16 protein-coding genes are annotated in these 20,929 nt (G+C 56.7%); all 16 read right to left on the bottom strand.

Going from position 1 to position 20,929, the window contains the following annotated elements:
• Nucleotides 1–209: 209 nt before the first annotated feature.
• Nucleotides 210–2,258 (bottom strand): NAD-dependent DNA ligase LigA, encoded by a 2,049-nt coding sequence (gene ligA, locus GWA01_RS06755; RefSeq protein ID WP_146795193.1) that lies wholly within the window; start codon nucleotides 2,256–2,258, stop codon nucleotides 210–212.
• Nucleotides 2,255–3,973: a DNA repair protein RecN gene (gene recN, locus GWA01_RS06750; protein WP_146795191.1), complete on the bottom strand. Its 1,719-nt coding sequence runs from the start codon at nucleotides 3,971–3,973 to the stop codon at nucleotides 2,255–2,257. The genes ligA and recN overlap by 4 nt, the downstream gene beginning before the upstream one ends.
• A gap of 45 nt (nucleotides 3,974–4,018) precedes the next feature.
• Nucleotides 4,019–4,900 carry an outer membrane protein assembly factor BamD gene (locus GWA01_RS06745; protein WP_146795188.1) on the bottom strand — a complete coding sequence of 294 codons (882 nt, stop codon included), beginning with the start codon at nucleotides 4,898–4,900 and terminating at the stop codon, nucleotides 4,019–4,021.
• Between the two features lie 67 nt (nucleotides 4,901–4,967).
• Complete coding sequence (gene lpxC, locus GWA01_RS06740) at nucleotides 4,968–5,999, bottom strand: UDP-3-O-acyl-N-acetylglucosamine deacetylase (protein WP_146795185.1); 1,032 nt, start codon at nucleotides 5,997–5,999, stop codon at nucleotides 4,968–4,970.
• A gap of 149 nt (nucleotides 6,000–6,148) precedes the next feature.
• Nucleotides 6,149–7,696 carry a cell division protein FtsZ gene (gene ftsZ / locus GWA01_RS06735; RefSeq protein ID WP_146795183.1) on the bottom strand — a complete coding sequence of 516 codons (1,548 nt, stop codon included), beginning with the start codon at nucleotides 7,694–7,696 and terminating at the stop codon, nucleotides 6,149–6,151.
• Nucleotides 7,697–7,751: 55 nt separating this feature from the next.
• Nucleotides 7,752–9,155, bottom strand: a complete 1,404-nt coding sequence (ftsA, locus tag GWA01_RS06730; protein ID WP_146795181.1) for a cell division protein FtsA — start codon at nucleotides 9,153–9,155, stop codon at nucleotides 7,752–7,754.
• Nucleotides 9,152–10,072 (bottom strand): cell division protein FtsQ/DivIB, encoded by a 921-nt coding sequence (locus GWA01_RS06725; RefSeq protein WP_146795179.1) that lies wholly within the window; start codon nucleotides 10,070–10,072, stop codon nucleotides 9,152–9,154. The genes ftsA and GWA01_RS06725 overlap by 4 nt, the downstream gene beginning before the upstream one ends.
• Nucleotides 10,072–10,983, bottom strand: a complete 912-nt coding sequence (locus GWA01_RS06720; protein ID WP_146795177.1) for a D-alanine--D-alanine ligase — start codon at nucleotides 10,981–10,983, stop codon at nucleotides 10,072–10,074. Before GWA01_RS06720 ends, GWA01_RS06725 begins: the two co-directional genes overlap by 1 nt.
• A complete protein-coding gene (murB, locus tag GWA01_RS06715; RefSeq protein ID WP_146795175.1) occupies nucleotides 10,980–11,894 on the bottom strand; it encodes a UDP-N-acetylmuramate dehydrogenase in 915 nt (304 codons plus the stop codon). The genes GWA01_RS06720 and murB overlap by 4 nt, the downstream gene beginning before the upstream one ends.
• A complete protein-coding gene (murC, locus tag GWA01_RS06710; protein ID WP_146795173.1) occupies nucleotides 11,891–13,327 on the bottom strand; it encodes a UDP-N-acetylmuramate--L-alanine ligase in 1,437 nt (478 codons plus the stop codon). Before murC ends, murB begins: the two co-directional genes overlap by 4 nt.
• 46 nt (nucleotides 13,328–13,373) lie before the next feature.
• Nucleotides 13,374–14,471 (bottom strand): undecaprenyldiphospho-muramoylpentapeptide beta-N-acetylglucosaminyltransferase, encoded by a 1,098-nt coding sequence (murG, locus tag GWA01_RS06705; RefSeq protein ID WP_146795171.1) that lies wholly within the window; start codon nucleotides 14,469–14,471, stop codon nucleotides 13,374–13,376.
• A complete protein-coding gene (locus GWA01_RS06700) occupies nucleotides 14,468–15,661 on the bottom strand; it encodes an FtsW/RodA/SpoVE family cell cycle protein (RefSeq protein WP_146795169.1) in 1,194 nt (397 codons plus the stop codon). Before GWA01_RS06700 ends, murG begins: the two co-directional genes overlap by 4 nt.
• Before the next feature lie 5 nt (nucleotides 15,662–15,666).
• Nucleotides 15,667–17,013, bottom strand: coding sequence for a UDP-N-acetylmuramoyl-L-alanine--D-glutamate ligase (murD, locus tag GWA01_RS06695; protein ID WP_146795167.1), 1,347 nt, complete (start codon nucleotides 17,011–17,013; stop codon nucleotides 15,667–15,669).
• Nucleotides 17,010–18,101, bottom strand: coding sequence for a phospho-N-acetylmuramoyl-pentapeptide-transferase (gene mraY, locus GWA01_RS06690; protein ID WP_146795165.1), 1,092 nt, complete (start codon nucleotides 18,099–18,101; stop codon nucleotides 17,010–17,012). Before mraY ends, murD begins: the two co-directional genes overlap by 4 nt.
• Nucleotides 18,101–19,474, bottom strand: coding sequence for a UDP-N-acetylmuramoyl-tripeptide--D-alanyl-D-alanine ligase (locus GWA01_RS06685; protein ID WP_146795163.1), 1,374 nt, complete (start codon nucleotides 19,472–19,474; stop codon nucleotides 18,101–18,103). The genes mraY and GWA01_RS06685 overlap by 1 nt, the downstream gene beginning before the upstream one ends.
• Nucleotides 19,471–20,922, bottom strand: a complete 1,452-nt coding sequence (locus GWA01_RS06680) for a UDP-N-acetylmuramoyl-L-alanyl-D-glutamate--2,6-diaminopimelate ligase (protein WP_146795161.1) — start codon at nucleotides 20,920–20,922, stop codon at nucleotides 19,471–19,473. The genes GWA01_RS06685 and GWA01_RS06680 overlap by 4 nt, the downstream gene beginning before the upstream one ends.
• Between the last annotated feature and the right edge of the window lie 7 nt (nucleotides 20,923–20,929).

The raw sequence follows: 20,929 nt of genomic DNA, 5'->3' as shown, positions 1-20,929 counted from the left end.
CTAGGGAAGGCGATTTTCTGCTCCGTTGTGCTCCACCGGGGGAAACACAAGAGGGGCAGCCAATGAACCGAGTGTCAGGGTGATATTGCGACCTCCCGCGTAATCATAAAACAGTGGGGAGCCACAGTCCGGGCAAAACGTCTCGTGGGAATCAATGACGAGTGTCCCACGGCGGGTGGCTCCGCACGGGCAGCCACCCTCAAATAATTTCAGGAACTTTTCTCGTCGACGCCAGCCAGTGCGCGCCATCCGGCTTCATCCATCGTCTCAATGCCCAGTTCGGCAGCTTTCTTTGCTTTGGAGCCAGCTTTCTCGCCAAGAACAACAAGATCCGTTTTCTTTGAGACGCTATCCGTGACCTGAGCACCCAGGCGTTCGGCAATGGCTTTTGCCTCCGGGCGGCTCATGGTGGTCAATGTGCCGGTAAATACGATTGTTCGACCGGAAAGATGCCCGCTCTGAGGCGCTGCTTCGTCAGTAATGATCAGTTGCTGTGCCAGATCATCCAGCGTGTCGACATTGTGCGGTTCCGAAAAGAACGTCACCAGCTCTTCTGCGATCGCCTCGCCAACGCCCATGATGGAACTCAGTGCCGTCCGCTCATCCGAGCCCGGATTGGCGGCGATCATGGCTGCCCTCCAAGCATCAAAAGAACCGTAATGCCTGGCCAGAAGCTGTGCGTTGCGCTCGCCTATACGCCGAATGCCAAGCCCGAAAAGCATTCTGGAAAGAGGGATTGTGCGACGGTTTTCAATAGCACGGATCAAATTGTCGACCGATTGCCGGCCCCATCCGTCCCGCTGAAGGATCGCGTCTTCATGATCTTTCAGGCGGAAGATATCTCCGGGCCTATGAATATAGCCTAGTTCGAAAAATTCACGGATACTTCGTTCACCCAGGCCGTCGATATCGAATGCGTTGCGTGACACCATGTGGATCAGCCGCTCAACGAGCTGTGCCTCACATGTCAGGCCACCAGTGCAACGTCGCACTGCTTCCCCATGTACGCGCTCTGCAAGCGAGCCGCAGACAGGGCAATGATCGGGATAAACGAACGCAGCTGCACGAGGTGTATCTGTTTTCACAAAACCCAGAATTTGGGGAATGACGTCTCCCGCGCGTTGAAGCCTTACGAGGTCTCCCACGCGAACGTCTTTGCGGGTTATTTCATCTTCGTTGTGAAGTGTTGCGCGTGAGACTATGACCCCACCGACATTCACGGGCTCCAGATGGGCAACGGGAGTAAGTGCGCCGGTGCGGCCAACCTGGATTTCGATTTCAAGCAGGCGTGTAATGGCCTGTTCCGCCGGAAATTTCCAGGCAATCGCCCAGCGTGGCGCGCGCCCTACAAAACCCAGTCGCTGCTGGAGCGACAGATCGTCAATCTTGAAGACGATACCATCGATATCGTAGTCTAACCCTGATCTTTCCAGCGTCAGGCGTTCTACATACGCAGGAATATCCCGTGCATGTTCGATGAGTTCAGAGCGTGGATTAACGCGGAAACCCCATGCCCTGAGCTGGGCCAGATAGGAAAAATGGCTGTCTGCGACGGGGGAGGATGCGTAGCCCATGGCATAGGCGAACAGGGAAAGGGGGCGGCTTGCAGTAACGGTTGGGTCAAGCTGACGCAGCGATCCCGCAGCAGCGTTTCGCGGGTTGGCGAAGGGCTTTGAACCGCGTGCCTCCTGCTGTTCATTCAAGGCAAGAAAACTTGCCTTGGAAAGAAAAACCTCTCCGCGAATTTCCAGGCTGTCCGGGAAATGGCCCGTCAATTGCTTTGGAACATCCTGCAAGGTCAGAAGGTTGGCTGTGACATCCTCACCTTCAATGCCGTCACCACGCGTCGTGCCACGAATAAACTTGCCGTTTTCGTAAGTCAGGCTGATCGAGAGGCCGTCAATCTTTGGTTCGGCCACGAAGCGAAGAGCGTCGATGCCAGTTTCGTCCAGTCCCAGAAAGCGCCCCACACGAGAGACAAAGCCCTCAAAGCCTTCATCATCGAAAACGTTGTCGAGTGACAGCATGGGAACACGATGGCGATATTTCCCGAACGCATTATCAGGTGCCGAGCCAACGCGTTCACTTGCGCCGCTATCCTGCTTCAGGCTTGGGTCTTGCTCCTCAAGCGTGCGTAGCTCGCGGCGGGCTGCATCGTATTCGGCATCTGAAACTTCTGGATCGTCTCGTCTGTGATAGGCTTCGTCCCACCGCGCGATTTTGGCTTCGAGTTCGGCGTGACGTTCGGCGGCATTCATTCAATATTTCCCAGAAGACTGTCGGCTGCAGCGCGGGCCGCATCCGTGACAACGTCCCCGGCCAGCATGCGGGCAATTTCCTCGCGCCGAGCGGAGGGTGAGAGCGGCTCAGCCAGCGTCTCGGTACGTTCATCGCGAATGCGTTTCGCGATACGCAGGTGTTGATCCCCGCGGGCTGCAACCTGTGGACTATGCGTCACGACAAGAACCTGCACATCACGAGCAACCTTGTGCAGGCGGTCCCCGATCGATGAGGCAGTTGCGCCCCCTACACCGGAATCGACTTCATCAAAGACCAGTGTGGCGACATTTGAGCGGGCAGCCAGAACGACTTTAAGTGCCAGCATCAGTCGCGACAATTCGCCGCCGGAGGCTACTTTTGCCAAGGGGCCTGGCGGCTGGCCGGGGTTGGCCGCGATAAGGAAAGATGCCTGTTCCATACCCTGGCTGGTCCAGGCTTCGGGACTCAAGGGAATAATGGAGACAATGAAGCGCGCGCGCTCAAGCTTCACGGGCTTCAGCTCTGCACTCACCGCTTTTTCAAGTTTCTCGGCTGCTTTTCGGCGTGCTTCGGAAAGGGTACGCCCTGCATCCTCGTAAGCCAGTCGTGCGTCCAGCAGCGCGCTTTCGAGCTGGATGATATGAGCGTTTCCAGAATCCAGCGCTGCCAGACGGTTACGCAGACCACTCAGAAAAGAGGGAAGCTCGCCGACTGTTATGTTATGTTTTCTGGCTTCGGCCCTTAAAGCAAACAGTCGCTCTTCCGTCTCTTCGAGTAACCGTGGATCCGCTTCCGTGTCAGCAGCAAGGCGCGAAAGAAGTGTTTCGGCTTCAGAAAGAGCCTCTTCAGCTTTCTCAAGCGCATCAAGCGCTTCCTGAGCCTGCGTTTGATGAGAGGAAGACACTTCTTCTTTGTCGGTTGGTGCAGGCAGAAGGCGTGCGAGCGCGCGACTGGCTCCACGTAGAGCAGCGGCAGGACCAGCGGAGCGTCGGTCTCGTGGCGTCAGTTCTGAGAGCGCGGCCGCGACGGCTTCTCCCCGGCGTTCGTCGCGCTGAAGACTTACGCGCAGTGCCGCAAGTGCGTCCTCTTCGTTTTCCTGAGGTGCGAGCGTGGAAAGGTCGTCCACAGTCAGCCGAAGCCAGTCTTCCTCGCGGGCAGCTGTTTCCATCTCACTCCGCGCTTTTTCAAGCGCGGTTTTGGCCGCAGCCCATGCCCGATGCGTGTGTGCTGCATTTTCCCGAAAACGACGGTCAACACCGAACGCATCCAGCAGATCCAGATGGGTGTTCTGATCTGCAAGCCCCATCTGTTCATGTTGTCCCTGAATTTCCACGAGCAGGGAAGCAATCCGCCGAAGGAGCGTTACGCCTACGGGCTGATCGCAGATATAGGCCCTTGAGCGACCATCCGTCGTGACGATTCTCCGAAGAACGAGCGGGTCATTTGCGTCTTCGAGCGCAATCCCTTGCTCACTCAAAATTCCGAAAACCGGATGCCCGGAAGGAGCTTCGAAAAGTGCCGACACAGAGGCCTGGGAGGCACCCGCACGCACCAGGCCACCGCTTGCACGCTCACCAAGAGCAAGGCCGAGACTGTCCAGCAAGATGGATTTTCCGGCACCGGTCTCACCCGTCAGAACGGTGAGACCAGATGCAAGGCTGAGATCGAGTTTTTCGATCAGAACCACGTCACGGATGGAGAGATGGGTCAGCATGACGGGAATGTTGGTGGCATGTGAGTGCGTGTCAAACGCTGTGCCTTAAAAAACGGATTCCCACATGCGGGTGACAAAGCCACGAGGCTTGCTGTTCGGGCGCTTCAGATCACTCTGGAGCAAGTGGTTGTCACGCAGGTTTTCATATGCGTAACGGTACCACTGGCTGTCAGGGTAGTTGTATCCGAGAACCGCAGCAGTTCTGCGGGCTTCGTCCTTCAGTCCCAGATCCAGATAAACCTCCACCAGTCGCTCCAGAGCTTCTGCAGCGTGGTTTGTCGTCTGGAAGTCTTGCACGACGCGCTGATAGCGGTTTAGGGCAGCCTCGTAATTGCGCTGCTGCTGATATGCACGACCTACGAGCATTTCTTTGCCGGCAAGATGATCGCGGCATAGATCGATCTTGAGCTGCGCATCACGAGCGTAAGCTGTCTGCGGGAAGCGCGTAACGACTTCCTCGAGTGCTTCGAGCGCTTCTACCGTACCCTGCTGGTCGCGCTGGACGCTCGCAATCTGTTCGTAGAAGCACAGTGCGCGCAGGTAGAAAGCGTATGCGGCATCAGGGCTTGTCGGGTGAAGCTGCAGGTAGCGCTCAAGCTGCTGGACTGACAGGGCATATTCGCTCTGAAGATAGTAGGCGTAGCCTTCCATCAGTTCTGCGTTGCCGGTGTAGCCGGAATAGGGATAATTCTGCTGTAAAAGCTCGAATTCACCCCCCGCCACTTCATAATGGCCGGAATGCAAAGCATCGATGCCATAATTGTACAGGGTCTCTGCATCCGCCATTTTGGGCGCCTGATGTGAGGCATGGTTCGAGAAATACGAGCACCCCGACATCAGAAGCAGACCACTGATGGCCGTAGCCTGAAGTAAGGCCTTGCCCGGAGCGGACGCTGTTTCGAAACGATGCTGAGTGCTGCTTGCCATACCTGCTCTTCCCGTGGACGTGTGTCTTATATCATGAGACCGCCCGGACGAAAGGCCTGCTGTTATGTCAGGCTGCAACGCGGGCGCGACGCGCTTGACGGGAGCGTTGGATTGTTGCTGTGCCAACGAAACGCCAGTTGGCCTGATCTGCGAAAACTGCACGCAAAAGCTGATTGTTTATTTCGTGTCCGGATTTGTGGCCCACAAACTTCGCCTGCAGGCGGTGCCCGGAGCAGTACAGGTCTCCTACCGCATCGAGAATCTTGTGGCGTACAAACTCATCCGTGACCTTAAGGCCTGCTGGATTGAGGATTTCAGCGCCATCAACTACGATTGCATTCTCGAGAGACCCACCGCGTGCAAGACCAATCTGCTGCAGTGCTTCAATATCTTTTTTGCAGACGAATGTACGGCAGCACGAAATTTCGTTCAGAAAATGCTTTTCATCAAGGATCATTGCATATTGTTGATGGCCTATTGCCTCAGCATCAAAATCAATGGACACCGCCAGGGAAAGGTCCTGACGTGACGGGCAGAGTTCCGCGAAGGCTCCATTAGGATATTCAACGCGAACCGGGCGCATAATTTCGATAATTTTGCGCGGCGCATCCAAAGTCGTGACGCCTGCGCATTTGATCAGAAAAGCGAACGCTTCCGAAGAGCCATCCAACACTGGAAGTTCAGGCCCATCGACGCTCACGAGAACATTGTCGATAGCCAAGGCATGCAGCGCTGCCATCAGATGTTCGATGGTCGCCACCCGTACTGTTGGATCCTCAGGAGACGCGACGACAGTAGAAAGGCGGGTATCTATAATCCGGTCATACAGGGCAGGGAACGGAAGGGTGCCAGTGCAGTCGGTGCGCTGAAACCTGATCCCTGTATTTTCTGCTGCAGGGCTTAGGGTGAGATTTACTTCAAGGCCACTGTGTAGCGCTATTCCGCGGCAGCTGATGGCGTTGGCCAGTGTGGTCTGCAGGGGAAACTCTCCGGAGGGCAGGAATGGGGAATTATTATTGGGAGTTACAGAGCGGCGTATGGGAGGCATGGCTGTTTTCACAGAACCATGTTCGCTGCCCTTCGCAATAATGCCCTGCATGATATCCCCTGACCTGATGTTTGCTCTGGTGCAATAGAGCGCAGGGGGTAGAACAGTTCCAGTCAAGGATTGTTGCCAGATATTACCTTGATTCCCACCTAAAAAATGGGCGGAAATCAGGCAAATGTGGCAACAATAATATTCCCGATTTAGCGGCGCAGGAAGGTTGGGATATCCAGATCAGACTCTTCGCTTTGCGGGGCATTCTGCTCGTGGCGAGGCTCCGGCATCGCTTGAGGTGCGGCGGGCTTCTGGTTGTTATAAATCGTACCAGTCGGCTCTGAACGCTGCGCTGACTGTTCAGCGGGCTGAGGCGGGCGGCTACGGAATGCTCCGGTTACAAGGCCAAACAGACTGCGAGGCTGTTCCTGGGGCTGGCTTCTGGGAGGCTCGGAAAAAAGCCCCGAACGTGGCGACGGAGCGTGTGTCTGTACCTGCGGCTGAACCTGAGTAGGGACGCTATGTGCCGGAGGGGCAGACGGGCCGTCAGGAGCAGCAGCAGCTGTTGCTGCGTCTGCAACGGGCTGCTGCTGTGCAGCTACCTGTTGTGGATCAAGCTGGAAATTCGGACGAGGTCCTCCTGCATAAGTCGATCCTGGCTGGAAAGACTGAGGCGCAGCACGGCTGGTCGAATTTTCGCGCGGTGCAGCGGCAGGCGCTGCCGACGTCTGTACAGGCTGATGCTCGACGGGGGCAGGCTCAGCGGCAAGCGGCTGGGAATCAATACCCGTTGCGACAACAGAGACCCTGATCTTGCCATTCAGCTTTTCATCAATCAGAGCACCAAAAATGATGTTCGCTTCTTCGGATACTTCGTCGCGAATGCGTTCGGCAGCGGCGTTCACCTCGTAAAGCGTCAAATCTTCGCCGCCTGTGATGTTGATGATCAGGCCGCGCGCGCCGGCCATTGACGTCTCTTCCAGCAGAGGGTTGGAAATCGCACGTTCCGCGGCAACGATAGCGCGCTCTTCGCCCTCAGAGTCCGTATCGGCCTCGCCGGTGCCCATCATAGCCTTGCCCATCTCTTCCATCACGGCTTTCACGTCCGCAAAGTCGAGATTAATGAGGCCGGGGGAGACCATCAGGTCGGTAATGCCGCCAACACCGGTCCGCAGAACGTCGTCAGCCATTTTGAAGGCTTCTTTGAACGTTGTCTGCTGGTTTGCCGTGTTGAACAGGTTCTGGTTGGGGATGACGATCAGCGTATCTACATATTTTTGCAGTTCAGCGATACCATTTTCGGCCGCAGCAGATCGCCGCCGACCTTCAAACTGAAAAGGCTTCGAGACCACACCAACAGTAAGAACACCGCGTTCTCTTGCCATGCGCGCGATGACTGGTGCTGCTCCGGTGCCTGTACCACCGCCCATGCCAGCCGTGATGAAAACAAGGTTGGCACCTTCAAGATGGCGACCAATTTCCTCTGCAGCTTCTTCTGCTGCCTCACGCCCGATTTCCGGTTTGGCGCCAGCACCCAGTCCGCGGGTGAGGTGGGGGCCAAGCTGGATTCGACGTTCGGCGCGCGAATATGCGAGCTGCTGGGCATCGGTATTGGCGACGACGAACTCTACCCCTTTGAGTTCGGCTGCGATCATGTTGTTGACCGCGTTTGTGCCACCCCCTCCAACACCGATGACCGTAATTCGCGGTGTCAGTTCAACGTGAGAGCTGGGAGTGGGGGTAAGGTTCAGCGTCATTTATCAGGTCCGGACTGCTGCAAGGCGAAAAAAGAAGCATTGGTAACTGTGTAGCTTACACGTTATTACGTATGAAGCCCACGATACGTTTCAGAAAACTGTTGGGGCGTGTGTCAGAAGCGTCAATATCACCGTAATCGCGATCTGCACCTGCGGCCCATGCCAGAAGGCCGGCGGAGGTCGAGAAACCCGCTGATGCAGAAGCGCTTTCCGGCAGGCCAATGATGTCGAGTGGCTTGCCCATACGGATCTGCCTCCCGAGAATGCGCGCGGCCAGCGGTCCAACACCATCCAGCAAGGATGCGCCTCCTGTCAGGACGACGCGACCATTCGCCAGTCGTCCAAGGCCCGCTGTATCCAGCGCGTGGCGCACCATCTCAAGTGTTTCTTCGATACGCGGCTCGATAATGGAAATGACGCGTGAGCGTGGGATCCTGCAAAGTTGATGACTGCCTTCGCCGATCAACGGGACAGAAAGCATTTCGCGCTCGTCGTCTGATGCCATCTGTGCCGCACCGTGCATCGTTTTGATGCGCTCGGCCGTTTCGATGGAAGTGGAAAGCACACCTGCGAGGTCACGCGTGACATGCAGGCCACCAACCGGCAACTGCGCAGTATGAAGCAGCTTTCCCTCGCAGAACACTGCAAGCGACGTCGTCCCGCCACCCATTTCCACAACAGTTGCACCGAGCTCGCGTTCGTCTTCATCAAGGACTGCCAGGCCCGATGCGAGCGGGCTTGAGACCAGTCCACCCATTTTCAGCTCGGCATGATGCATGACGGCATCAAGCGTTCTGAGAGAACTTGCATTCATGTCGATGACATGAAGCTTCGCGGCCAGTTGATCACACTGGTGCCCCCGGGGATCGACCACACCAGGCACATTATCCACGGCAAAACCCACGGGCAGCGTGTGCATGACTTCCCGACCTTCGGACCACGCGCGAGCCTGTCCCTCATTCATAAGGCGTCGCACGTCGCCATCAGTGACTTCCCGGCCTCCAATCTGCATGCGTGCGTCAATGAGGCGGCTCTGCGGATGTCCGCATGAAAGGTTCACGACCAGTGAATCCATACGGCGCTCAGCGGCTTCTTCAGCCTGCCCGACAGTAGCCCGGATTGCAGCTTCGGCTTCACGAATGTCGACGATTGACCCGGAACGGATGCCACGTGACCGCCTCCAGCCATATCCCAGAACACGGAGTGAACCGTCTGGCTCCCCGCGCCCGATCAGGCAGGTCATTTTGGTGGAGCCGATATCCAGCGCGCCAAAAACTCCTGGTTTCCATGTCCGGGTAGAGCGGGGCTCATCCGGCGGTGGCAGGGGCAGAATATCCCTTGGATCGCGTCCACTTCCGGCTTCGCGTTCTCCACCCACAGGGATCAGTGATCGCCCTCTCAAGCCACGGCGGCGGCGAAAAGCCGGAAGATCGGACAATGGCGTTGTAAGATCGTTCATGGCTGTTTCTGAGCGTCCGGAGTGGGGGGCGATGGAGGAGGTGGTGGAGCTTGATGAATCACCATCCGGTCAGGAAGGCGCAGATCAATTGAAGGCACCGGGCGTTCTAACAGACGCATACTGCCTTCATATTGTGCCAACCGGGCAAGTGCAGCTGCTTCTGCGCCCTCAGGCAACAGAATTGTCGTGCCATCACGCAATGTCATGTCCCAACGGCGGCTCCCCACTCGTATCAGTGCTGTCACCTGTGATTTGACGACAGGCTGGGCGGAGAGAGCGTCGATCATGAAGGCCGCGGCAGAATTCGCGCCATCTCCCACCACCAGTGGCAGGCGCAGGAAAGCTTCTGCATTTTTGCCCGTCAGGCCCTGATCCGGGACTTCCTCGCCCGCACGATTGATGAGCGAGAAATGTCCGTGATCCTGCCATACGGCGATCGGGGTACGTTCCGTGATGTTGATCACGACCGTATCCGGCATATGACGTTCAACAGTTGCGTGGTCCACGAATGGCAGGGCATCAATCCGAGTGCGAGCGGCCTCAACGGAAAAACCGAAAATCGGATGCCCAATGCCTGTTCCGAGAGCCTCATTGATTTCGGTTTCGGTTGTCAGGCCACGCCCATTGATAATGACGTGGCGGATCTGGAGTGGCTGCATCTGAACGAGCTTGGCCCGCAGGGGGGCAAAGCGCTTTTCCGAAGCAGCATCATAGAAAAAACGCCCGCCGACTGCCAGAATTCCCAGAACGCCCAATGTCACGATAGCCGGGCGAACAAGCCTCTTCTGTCGTCGCCAGAAAAGACGCATCCGTGATGGACGGTCCCCGAACTGGGGTGGAAGGTCCGGCCTGCCAGAACCGTAGGGCGGTGTATTACGCCTTGGGTCAGAGCCGTCGAAGCGGGGATCGTGTCGCATCAGTGTGTCAAAGCGTCCCGTACGAGCCAGTCACAGAGTTCCGGATATGAAATTCCGCAATAGGCGGCCTGTTCGGGAAGAAGAGAAGTAGGCGTCATTCCGGGTTGTGTGTTTACTTCAAGGATGATCAGTTGATCAGTCTCGTCGTCATAACGAAAATCGGTACGGCTCGCGCCCTTACAGTCCAGCGCCCGATGTGCCTTGAGGGCCAGATCGAGGGCTCTTTGGGTAACAGCGTCTGGTAATTCGGCAGGAATGACGTGGCGTGATCCCCCTACCGAATATTTTGCATCAAAATCATAAAATTTTGTGGTGTCCGCGGGCAGAATATCCGTTACGGCGAGCGAACGGTCGCCGAGTACCGCGGTTGTCAGCTCCCGTCCGGGAATGAAGCTCTCAACAAGAGCCTCGTCACCAAAGCGCCATGTTTGTGCGATTTCGGCTCGGCGATTGTCTGCCGGGCGGATAATTTCGACGCCCACCGAAGATCCCTCGGCAATCGGCTTGATAACATATGGTGCGGGCAGCGGATCAGCGTGAAAGAGTTCGCTCACGGCGATTACGCGCCCGTTGGCAATCGGCAATCCCGCCGCTGCCAGCAGAGTGCGTGTCGCACCCTTGTCCATCGCTACGGCTGAGGCGCGTATTCCAGAGTGTGTGTATGGCAATTTCAGCCATTCCAACACGCCCTGAATAGCGCCATCTTCACCCATGGGTCCATGAAGTGCGTTGAAAACGACATCTGGTGCAGCCTGACGAAGTGCGCTGATCGTGGTCGCAATATCAGCGCCAACATCCACTGGTGTCACGTCATGCCCCGCTTCCATGAGTGCGCTGATGATCGCGTTACCACTGCTCAGGCTGACGGGGCGCTCGCTGGAGATACCGCCGTAGAGAACTGCGACCTTCATACCGTCTCCTGTCCATTTTCTTCGCGCCCGATCCGGCGGATTTCCCAGTGAAGCTCAATGCCTGCCTTGGCGAGAACCTTCTGGCGCACTGTCTCACCGAGTTGTTCAAGATCCCGGCTGCGGGCTGCCCCCAGGTTCAGCAGAAAATTACAATGTTTCTCGCTGACTTGTGCGTCACCGAGTTTAAGGCCCCTGCATCCGGCGTCGTCAATCAGCGCCCATGCGCTGTGACCTTCCGGGTTGCGAAATGTCGATCCGCCTGTGCGAGCCCTCACGGGTTGGGAGGCCTCTCGAGAAGCCCGGATCTCAACAATGCGGGCTCTTACGGCATCTGCCGTGTCCTTTGTTGCTCTCAAGCGGACCCGTACAACAATCGAATCTGCGGGCAGTTCTGAGTGGCGATAGGAAAAATGCAGTTCTTCACAGGAGAGTCGCTTTAATACGCCGTCCTTCGTCAGAATTTCAGCCCAGTCGAGAACGGCGTTGATATCAGAACCATAGGCGCCCGCATTCATCCGGATCGCGCCGCCGATCGAACCGGGAATGCCCGCAAGAAACTCCAGTCCAGCCAGACCGGAAGCCGCCGCATGCTCGGCAACTGTAATATCCAGCGCCGCGGCCCCAGCGATAATGCCATCGTTTTCGACGGTAATTTCCGTGAACCCACGAGCAAGGCGCACAACCAGACCGGCTATCCCGCCATCACGGATAATGACGTTCGAGCATGCGCCGAGAACTGTTAGGGGAAGATCCTGAGGCTTTTCACGCAGTGCATGTGCGAGATCGTCGAGGTCTTCCGGGACAAAGAGCCAGTCTGCCGGGCCACCGGTCCGGAACCATGCTCTCGGTCCAAGGGGGGCATTGGGAGTGAGACGTCCCCGAAGGCCCGTAATTGGAACCTGTGAAGTCATACAGCCTTCTCGCTGGCAGAAGACTTCGCATTGAGTGCAACAAGCTGCTCCGGAAGGGCCTGAGCCCATTGCGTAATGGTGCCTGCACCAAGGCAGACGACATAATCGCCCGGCTTGGCAATCGCGCTGATCATTTCGGGCAGATGGCCAGGCTCTGGGAGGGGAACGACTGATCGATGTCCGCGATCACGCAGACCTTCAACGAGTGCGTCACGGTCCGCACCTTCGATCGGAGTTTCGCCCGCTGCATAAACATCCGCTACGATAACTGTGCCAGCGTCGTTCATGCATGTGCAGAAATCGTTGAACAGCGCTTTCAGGCGCGAATAGCGATGTGGCTGAACGACTGCAATGACATTCTGAGCTCCGGCCTGTCGTGCTGCTTTCAGAACTGCTGCAATTTCAACGGGATGATGGCCATAGTCATCAATGATTGAAATGCCGTTATATTCACCGGTCCGTGTAAAGCGGCGTTTTACGCCCTTGAAGGACGCCAGACCATCGGCAATCGTTGCATCACTGATTTCCATTTCCATGGCAACGGCAATCGCGGCCAGAGAGTTGAGGACGTTATGATGCCCCAGCATGGGTAGACGGAAAGGGCCAGCCCGACGTGTGCGGTTGCGGGCGCGGTTTGTGACTACGACTTCAAAAGTTGCGCCACGTTTGTCCATGACAACTTTTTCAGCGCGAACATCTGCCTGCGGGCTGAAGCCGTAGGTGATGATGCGATGATCGGACAGGCGTGGAATCATCTGCTGGACCTGAGGATGGTCAACGCAGAGGACGGCAAATCCATAAAAAGGAATGTTGGAGACGAACTGGTCGTAGCCCGCCTGCATGGCCTCTTCTGTGCCCCAGTGGTCCAGATGCTCAGGGTCCATGTTGGTAATAACGGCAATAACAGCCGGAAGACGCAGGAAAGATCCGTCACTTTCATCGGCTTCCACAACCATCCAGTCGCCGGAACCCATACGGGTATTCGTGCCGTATGCCTCGATGATGCCACCATTGATGACGGTCGGGTCCAGGCGGGCCTGCTCCAGAACGCATGCCACAAGGCTCGTCGTGGTGGTTTTGCCATGTGTGCCACCAATAGCGACCGACCACCGCAGGCGCATCAGTTCTGCCAGCATTTCGGCGCGGCGAACTACTGGAATGAGTTTTGCACGCGCAGCAACGACTTCCGGATTGTCCTTTTTGACTGCTGTTGACGTTACGACAACCTGAGCATGTCCGAGATTGGATGCGTCATGGCCGATATGGATTTCGATGCCAGCCTGTCTCAGGCGCTGGACATTCGAACTTTCGGCAATATCGGACCCCTGGACCTTGTAGCCCAGCATATGCAGGACTTCGGCGATACCGGACATGCCGATGCCGCCGATCCCGACGAAATGAATTGTTCCAATGTTCAGGGGTAGGGCACGCATGGATAAAAAACTCTCGCGATGGGCGATTGATAGAGACAATGACTGATCAGGATCTGAGAACGGATTCAATCAGATCCGCCAGTTTTGCGGCAGCATTGGGACGACTGAAGCCTCGTGCGGCATTTGCCGCAGATTTAAGGCGTTCAGGATGGCCGAAAAGATCAGTCAGTAGGGTGGTCAGGGCTTCGGGTGTGAAATCCGGCTGGCGGATCATCCAGGCAGCACCGGCTTCCTGAAGGTCCTGTCCGTTTGCGCCCTGTTCATCCGAGGCCGCAATCGGCAGTGGAACCAGCACTGATGGGAGACCTGCCATCGCGATTTCCGCCACTGACGACCCTCCAGCCCGACCGATCACCAGATGGGCATTTTTCAGGCGGTCGGGAACATCGTTGAAAAAGGGCGCGGCATTAATCGTGATACCGGCTTCTGTGTAAATCTCCCTGACCCGGGGGGCATCTTCATCACGGACCTGCTGTGTGACTTCGAGGCGCGTACGAAAGCCTGCAGGAAGAGCAGCCATAGCTTTGGGAACGATATCTGAAAAAACCCGCGCTCCCAGAGACCCTCCCCATACAAGAACGCGAATGGTTTCTGTCGGAGGCTCGTAGGAATGGTTTGCGAGCGCCTCAATCCCTGAACGTACGGGCATGCCCGTGAGCGTTGTTCTTGCATCTTTGGGCAATCGGGCAACGGTGGCATAGGACGTCGCGATTGCTGTCGCAAAACGGGAAAGCAGAGCGTTGGCCTGCCCGAGGACCGCATTGCCTTCGTGAATGACGATCGCAGGACGAGAGGATTTTGGAAGAAATCTGGCAGCAAGTAGCGGGGGAACGGATGGGTAGCCACCGAAGCCAACAACTGCCGAAGCATCCAGCGTAGACAGAATTCTGCGCGCTGCGATCACGCCTTTGAGAAGCGCGGTGATACCACGAATTTTGCCTGCAACACCTTTGCCTGCAACGCCTGCACCATCCAGCACATATTGGGGGCGATCCTGGAACACACCATTTTCGCGGCGACCGTGGCGGGCATCCGTCATGAGAACCAGATTATAGCCACGCTCTGCGAGAATGCCTGCGACGGCTTCTGCGGGAAAGAAATGACCACCCGTTCCACCGGCAGCAATAACGATCGGGCGACTCATTGTGCGTTTCTTTCGAGGACTGATTGGTCGTTGTAAGACACGTCGCGATAGCGACCGATATCGCTTCTGCCGACCTGATGGCGCGTGAGTGCGAGGACCATGCCAATTGTCAGTGCCACAGAAATGGCAGAACTGCCGCCATAGGAAATGAAAGGGAGCGTCATGCCCTTCGTGGGGATCAGATGTAATGTCGACCCCATATTGACGAAGGCCTGAAGCCCAAAGCCCGTAATGAGGCCTGCTGTCGAGACGATCACGAAGGGGTCGTCTTCACGTGTCAGCTTCAGGAGCGTCCGCAGGACGATCAGGGCGAAAATCATAATGATCCCGCAGCACAGAAGCAGACCATATTCCTCACCTGCGACGGCAAAGACAAAGTCCGCATGTGCATCTGGCAGCAGGTCTTTCACGCGGCCTTCGCCGGGCCCTCTGCCTAACAGACCACCATTTCCAAAGGCACGGAGCGCCGTATCAATCTGATAGTGATCGCCAACATCCGGATGAAGGAAGCGTTGAACACGGGACTGGACGTGTGGGAAAACAACGTAAGCCATTGCGAATGCGCCAGCCATGATCGCGACGCCAAGGCCAACGAAATACAGCTTCAGGCCATCCACGAAAAGCTGGGTCATGAAAACCATAGTGATGACGGAAAGCATTCCGATATCGGGCTGTGACTTCAGGAGGGCCAGAATGAGCGCGAATGCACCAAACGCCAGAAGAAGCCCCGGGAAAGCGATGTTACCCGGCAGGACTTTCGTGCGTCTTGCAGAGAGAAGCCAGCCTGTAATCACCGCAAAGCACGGTTTTAGAAATTCAGATGGCTGCACGGACATCATAGGCAAAGCGATCCATCGCCTTGCGCCCTTGATTTCAATCCCATGCACAAGCGTCATGAATGTTGCCCCAAGGGCAAGAATTCCACCGATGAGGGCCAGTTTTCTGATGCCAGACCGCGACAGGTATGACGTGGCAAGCACGATCACCCCGGCAAGTGCCAGAAAGAAAACCTGTTTGAAAATGAACATGTTGCGGGACGCGCCGATACGTGACGCAACAGCCGGACTTGCCGCCAGCATGAGAATATAGCCGAACGCAATCAGAATACCGACACAGCCAAGTGTGACGCGATCGATATTACGCCACCAGCGCGCAATCCCGGACGCATCGACACGGGAGTAACCCGCCATGAACTTCAGCCTCCCTGATCGTGCGCAGGCGGTGTGCCTGAACCGCCTGATTGCACAATATTATCGCAAATGTGAAGAAAGTATGAACCTCTTGCTTCAAAACTAGCAAATTGATCAAAGCTCGCGCAGGCCGGAGAGAGCAGAACAATGGGCACTCCAGCGCTCTGTGCCTCTCTGAATGCAGTTGGAACTGCATTGTCCAAAGTGCCGCACATTTCGAATGGGACGTTATGTTCAGCAAGCGTGTTTGCGAGAATGTTGGCGTCCTGCCCGATCAGATAAGCTTTTCCGATACGGTCGAACCATGGAACCAGCATCTCGATCCCACCTGCTTTGGAAACACCGCCAGCAATCCACATCACGCGCTCATAAGATGCGAGCGCCTTTGAAACGGCCTCCGCATTTGTGGCTTTGCTATCGTTGATAAAGGAAATGCCGTGACTTTCAGCAACCTTCTGAAGGCGGTGCTCCAGACCGGGAAACGACGAAACTGCCTGACGGATTGCGTCCTCGCTTAGCCCAAGATGGCGGGCGATGGCCCATGCTGCTGCAACATTCTGCGCGTTATGACGCCCCGGAAGAGCCATGCTTTCAAATGCGGGTGGATTGTCCGCGTTCAAGGTCGCAACTTCTATGTCCCTTGTGCGAAGAATGTCTGCAATGGCGTTACACCAGGGATCATCGTTACCGATCGCAGCGAGATCACCTTGACCCATATTGTCAAAGACATGTGCTTTGGCGCGGGTATAGCCTTCCATGTCGCCATGGCGGTCGAGATGATCGGGTGTAATGTTCAGCAGGCAGGCAGCCTGAGCATGATAATGATCCAGCCGCTCCAGCATGTAAGACGACATTTCGATTACATAAACACCGTTATTTCCCAGAAGCGGGAGAGCGAGAGAGGCGGTTCCGAGATTTCCCCCTGCCGCAGTGGGAATGCCAGCATGTTGAAAAACATGGGCGATCAGAGCGGTGGTCGTCGATTTCCCGTTCGTCCCTGTCACGGAAACAAAGCGCGCTGATGAGCCTGCCTTGCGAACGGCACGCCACAGGATCTCGGCGTCGGAAAGAATGGGTATACCTTGCGCGCGCGCCAGCGTAGCGACTGGGTGAGGCTTGGGGAGTGTATGGGGAATGCCCGGCGACAGGATGAGAGCGCTCACACCACGAAGATCTGTGATCGGGGCAACCGTCAGGCGCTCATGAGGAGGCAAATCTGCGTTACGGTCGTCCCATGCCTGGACGATGGCGCCCATATGCAAAAGCGCTTCGACAACGGCGGTACCGTTTCGGCCGAGGCCACAGACAGCGTAACGACTGCCTGCGAACAATGTGGCGGGAAAGCTGCTCACCGAAGTTTCAGGGTTGCCAGGCCGCACAGGCCGAGGACGATCGAGACGATCCAGAAACGCACGACGATTTTAGGCTCCTGCCAGCCTTTTTTCTCAAAATGATGGTGGAGTGGCGCCATCAGAAAGACGCGTCGCCCAGTGCGCTTATACCAGAAAACCTGAATGACGACCGACAGTGTTTCTGCGACAAACAGGCCACCAACGATACACAGGACGATTTCGTGCTTGACCGCGACTGCGACCGTGCCGAGTGCTCCACCAAGAGAGAGTGATCCTGTGTCGCCCATGAAAACGGCAGCGGGGGGGGCGTTGAACCACAGAAAACCAAGCCCGGCGCCGATAAGGGATGCGCAGAAGACCGCCAGTTCGCCAGTGCCGGGAACGGGGTGAAGCTGGAGATAATCCGCAAAGACGTGGTTGCCGACCAGATAGGAAATCAGGGCAAACACGAGCGCTGCGATTACGACCGGCACAATAGCCAAACCATCAAGGCCGTCTGTGAAGTTTACCGCGTTTCCAAATCCCGTAATGGTGATCATCGCGAATAACGGAAATGCGTAGCCCAAAGGCAGCAGAAGGTCCTTCACGAACGGAAAAGCGACCGCGTTGCGGATTTCCGGGGGCGTCAGATGCTGGAGCCAGATACCTGCGATGAGAGATGCTAGGAACTCACATCCCAGTCGCATTTTTTTGGAAACGCCTTTTGTGTTGCGCTTGGCCAGCTTCAGGTAATCATCTGCAAAACCCACAGCGCCGAATGCGGCCGTCGTCAGCATGACAGCCCATACAAAACCGTTGGTCAGATCTGCCCACAGAAGGGTGGATGTGAACAGGGCAACAAGAATCAGCACGCCTCCCATCGTGGGAGTGCCCGCCTTTTCGAGGATGTGACGTTCGGGGCCGAGCGTGCGGATGGGCTGCCCTTCGCGTTGTATACGCTTGAGTTGTGCGATGAACGGATTACCCAGCGCCAATGATATGACCATTGCCGTCAGACAGGCACAGCCTGAACGGAATGTCAGATAATGGAACAGGTTGAAGAAACCACCATGAGACGTATCGTGGGCGGCAACGAGATCAAACAGCATCAGGCAGGGACCGTATCGGAAGCGTTGTCGAGAGCAGAGATCACATCGCGCATCCGGCTGCCCAGACTGCCTTTGACAAGCAGCAGGTCACCGGGGCGGAGTGCTTCGCACAGGATTGAAGCGAGGGTTGCGGCATCCGGGGCATAAGCGCCCTGAAGCGCTGAGGGGAGCGCATCGAAAAGCGCGCGCATATGGGGGCCGCAGCAAAAGGCGATCGTGTCTGTCTCGATCACCGTCTGTGCGAGAGATCTATGCTCGGCCTCAGCAAATTCGCCGAGTTCGCGGATATCGCCCAGTGCGGCCAGACGACGCTGGCCGGGCAGAAGAGCGAGGGTCTCAAGGGCTGCGCGAACGCTGGGACCGGAAGCATTATAGCTTTCATCCAGCAGTTTTACGCAGTCCAGAACAATACGCATCTGCCCGCGACCGGCGCCTGGAACAAAGCTTGTTAGCGCTGACGCGGCTTTAGCCAGATCAGACCCGAGTGCCTTGACGACACCGAGTGCAAGTGCGGCATTGCGTGCGAGATGGCGGCCCGGAACACTGAGTTCTACGCGCTGTTCTGCGTCGTCTACGCAAAGTGTAAAGCGGCTTCCATCTGCATCACAGATCAGATCGGCAATGCGGATATTAGCATGGTCGGACAGGCCGGATTTCCAAAGGCGGCAGCTCTCCGGGAGGGCTCGGGCAAAGAAATCCTGCCCCGGCGCATCATCGGGAACGATGGCCGTCCCGCCAGACGAAAGGGCACCGAAAAGAGAAGCCTTTTCTTCGGCGATGGCCGCAATGGAGCCCATATGCCCGAGATGTGCTGTGCCGATCGTTGTGATGACGGCGACATCCGGACGAACCTGCGCTGCGAGCGGAGAAATTTCGCCCGCATGGTTCATTCCGATTTCGCTGATGCAGAAACGCGCATCCTTCGGCAAACGCGCAAGCGTTAAAGGAACGCCCCAGTGATTATTATATGACGCGACTGATGCGTGTGTTGGGCCCAGTGCAGAGAGCGCGACGAGAAGCATGTCCTTGGTGGTGGTTTTCCCGACACTGCCTGTCACGGCAACAACCTGACCATGGAAGCGGTTCCGGGCGAACTGGCCGAGGTCTTCGAGGCCTCGCATCGTATCTGCGACAACAAGGAGGCGGCTGTCTGTATGAGGTCCCGCATCATGGACCATCACGCACGCTGCACCGCTTTGCAGTGCCTGTGCGATATGTGCGTGCCCGTCGCTGTTTTCGCCCTTCAGTGCAATGAACAGATCGCCCTGTTTGATCGTACGGGTGTCTATCGAGATACCGCTCACCTGCACATCGGCTTCTATTCCGCCACCGGTGGCTGCTCTCAGGTCATTGCTGGTCCAGAGTACGGTCATGCTACGCCTGCCAGTGTCTGTAGGACTTCGCGGTCATCAAAGGGGAACACTTCCTTGCCGACCGTTTGTCCAAGTTCATGACCTTTGCCCGCGACAACCAGAATGTCACCAGCATTCAGCGCATTCAGACCTGCTGCTATAGCCGATCGCCGATCCCCGATTTCCAGCGCGTTAGGGCAGCCAGCATGAATTTCTGAACGGATGGTGGCGGGATTTTCGCTGCGGGGGTTATCATCCGTCACGATAGCCAGATCAGCCATGCGTGCAGCAACTTCGCCCATGAGCGGACGCTTGCCCTTGTCCCGATCTCCTCCGGCTCCGAAAACCACGACCAGACGCCCGGTTGTATGAGGGCGCAGGCTGGCCAGAACACGTTCTAAGGCGTCGGGTGTATGGGCGTAATCAACATAGGCTGCGGCACCTCCCGGAAGTTCGACAGCTCGCTCGCAACGGCCCCGCACGCCCGTCAATTTTGGAAGAAGAGACACGACGTCATGTGCGTCCGCATCATCTTCCCAGCAAAGCGCTGCCGCCAGCATGGCATTGTCAGCCTGAAAGAGCCCTGGAAGTGCGAGCGTCATTTCCGGAAGTTCCTGACCATGCAGGCTCAGGCGCACGACCTGACCGAGTGGTGTGGGGCGTGAATCCAGAAGACGGATCGTTGTGCCGGTACGACCGACCTCTCTAAGCCGCCGACCCTGCTGGGCAGCAATGGCATGAAGCGCGTTGCGGGTTTCTGAATCCATGTCTGCATTGATCGCGGCAATACCTGCGGCGGGCAGCAGGTCTTCAAAAAGGTGCAGCTTGGCTTCACGATAGGAACTCAGAGTTCCGTGATAGTCGAGATGGTCCCGGGTCAGGTTTGAAAAACCCGCTGCCATGATGTTCACACCATCCAGCCTGTGCTGTTCAAGCCCATGGGAAGAGGCTTCGAGCGCAACATGCTGGACGCCGTTTCCGGCAAGGGCTGCGAGCGTGCCTGCCAGCGAAACCGGATCAGGTGTGGTCAGCGAGGGGGGCTGAGGAATATCTGTGTCCGACACAAGGCCCAGAGTGCCCAGACTTGCTGCACGAAATCCACGCAATATCCACAATTGCCGGAGGAATTCGGCCGTGCTGCTTTTGCCATTGGTTCCGGTGATTGCTGCAATCCGGGAAGGCTGTGCGCCTGCTAGTTTTGTTGCTGCAACCGCAAGAAAATGCGCGGGTGATGGATGGACAATTACAGGAACGCAAGCGGCATATGGCTGATCCACCACAACAGCAGAAGCGCCTTGTGCAATGGCTTGCGGGATAAATGCGGCTCCGTCCTGTTTTGTGCCACGTAGGGCAACAAACAGCACGCCCGGTCCAGCCTGTCGGCTATCCGCAGTGACGTGTGTGATGTCCGGATCAGCATCTGCGGTAAATGGTGTGCTGCAATGCCGGAGAAGGTCGGAGAGACGCATGTAAAAA

Origin of the sequence: Gluconobacter wancherniae NBRC 103581, assembly GCF_007988885.1 — a bacterium.
Classification (GTDB): domain Bacteria; phylum Pseudomonadota; class Alphaproteobacteria; order Acetobacterales; family Acetobacteraceae; genus Gluconobacter; species Gluconobacter wancherniae.
This window is presented reverse-complemented; position numbering and strand designations above follow the sequence as displayed.

Excerpts from the sequence above, each read along its gene's own strand:
- murC (WP_146795173.1), bottom strand. The coding sequence starts at position 13,327 with ATGCGTGCCCTACCCCTGAACATTGGAACAATTCATTTCGTCGGGATC.
- ligA (WP_146795193.1), bottom strand. The coding sequence starts at position 2,258 with ATGAATGCCGCCGAACGTCACGCCGAACTCGAAGCCAAAATCGCGCGG.
- lpxC (WP_146795185.1), bottom strand. The coding sequence starts at position 5,999 with ATGCAGGGCATTATTGCGAAGGGCAGCGAACATGGTTCTGTGAAAACA.
- GWA01_RS06685 (WP_146795163.1), bottom strand. The coding sequence starts at position 19,474 with ATGACCGTACTCTGGACCAGCAATGACCTGAGAGCAGCCACCGGTGGC.
- mraY (WP_146795165.1), bottom strand. The coding sequence starts at position 18,101 with ATGCTGTTTGATCTCGTTGCCGCCCACGATACGTCTCATGGTGGTTTC.
- GWA01_RS06745 (WP_146795188.1), bottom strand. The coding sequence starts at position 4,900 with ATGGCAAGCAGCACTCAGCATCGTTTCGAAACAGCGTCCGCTCCGGGC.
- murG (WP_146795171.1), bottom strand. The coding sequence starts at position 14,471 with ATGAGTCGCCCGATCGTTATTGCTGCCGGTGGAACGGGTGGTCATTTC.
- GWA01_RS06700 (WP_146795169.1), bottom strand. The coding sequence starts at position 15,661 with ATGGCGGGTTACTCCCGTGTCGATGCGTCCGGGATTGCGCGCTGGTGG.
- GWA01_RS06725 (WP_146795179.1), bottom strand. The coding sequence starts at position 10,072 with ATGCGACACGATCCCCGCTTCGACGGCTCTGACCCAAGGCGTAATACA.
- GWA01_RS06680 (WP_146795161.1), bottom strand. The coding sequence starts at position 20,922 with ATGCGTCTCTCCGACCTTCTCCGGCATTGCAGCACACCATTTACCGCA.
- ftsZ (WP_146795183.1), bottom strand. The coding sequence starts at position 7,696 with ATGACGCTGAACCTTACCCCCACTCCCAGCTCTCACGTTGAACTGACA.
- GWA01_RS06720 (WP_146795177.1), bottom strand. The coding sequence starts at position 10,983 with ATGAAGGTCGCAGTTCTCTACGGCGGTATCTCCAGCGAGCGCCCCGTC.
- recN (WP_146795191.1), bottom strand. The coding sequence starts at position 3,973 with ATGCTGACCCATCTCTCCATCCGTGACGTGGTTCTGATCGAAAAACTC.
- murB (WP_146795175.1), bottom strand. The coding sequence starts at position 11,894 with ATGACTTCACAGGTTCCAATTACGGGCCTTCGGGGACGTCTCACTCCC.
- ftsA (WP_146795181.1), bottom strand. The coding sequence starts at position 9,155 with ATGAACGATCTTACAACGCCATTGTCCGATCTTCCGGCTTTTCGCCGC.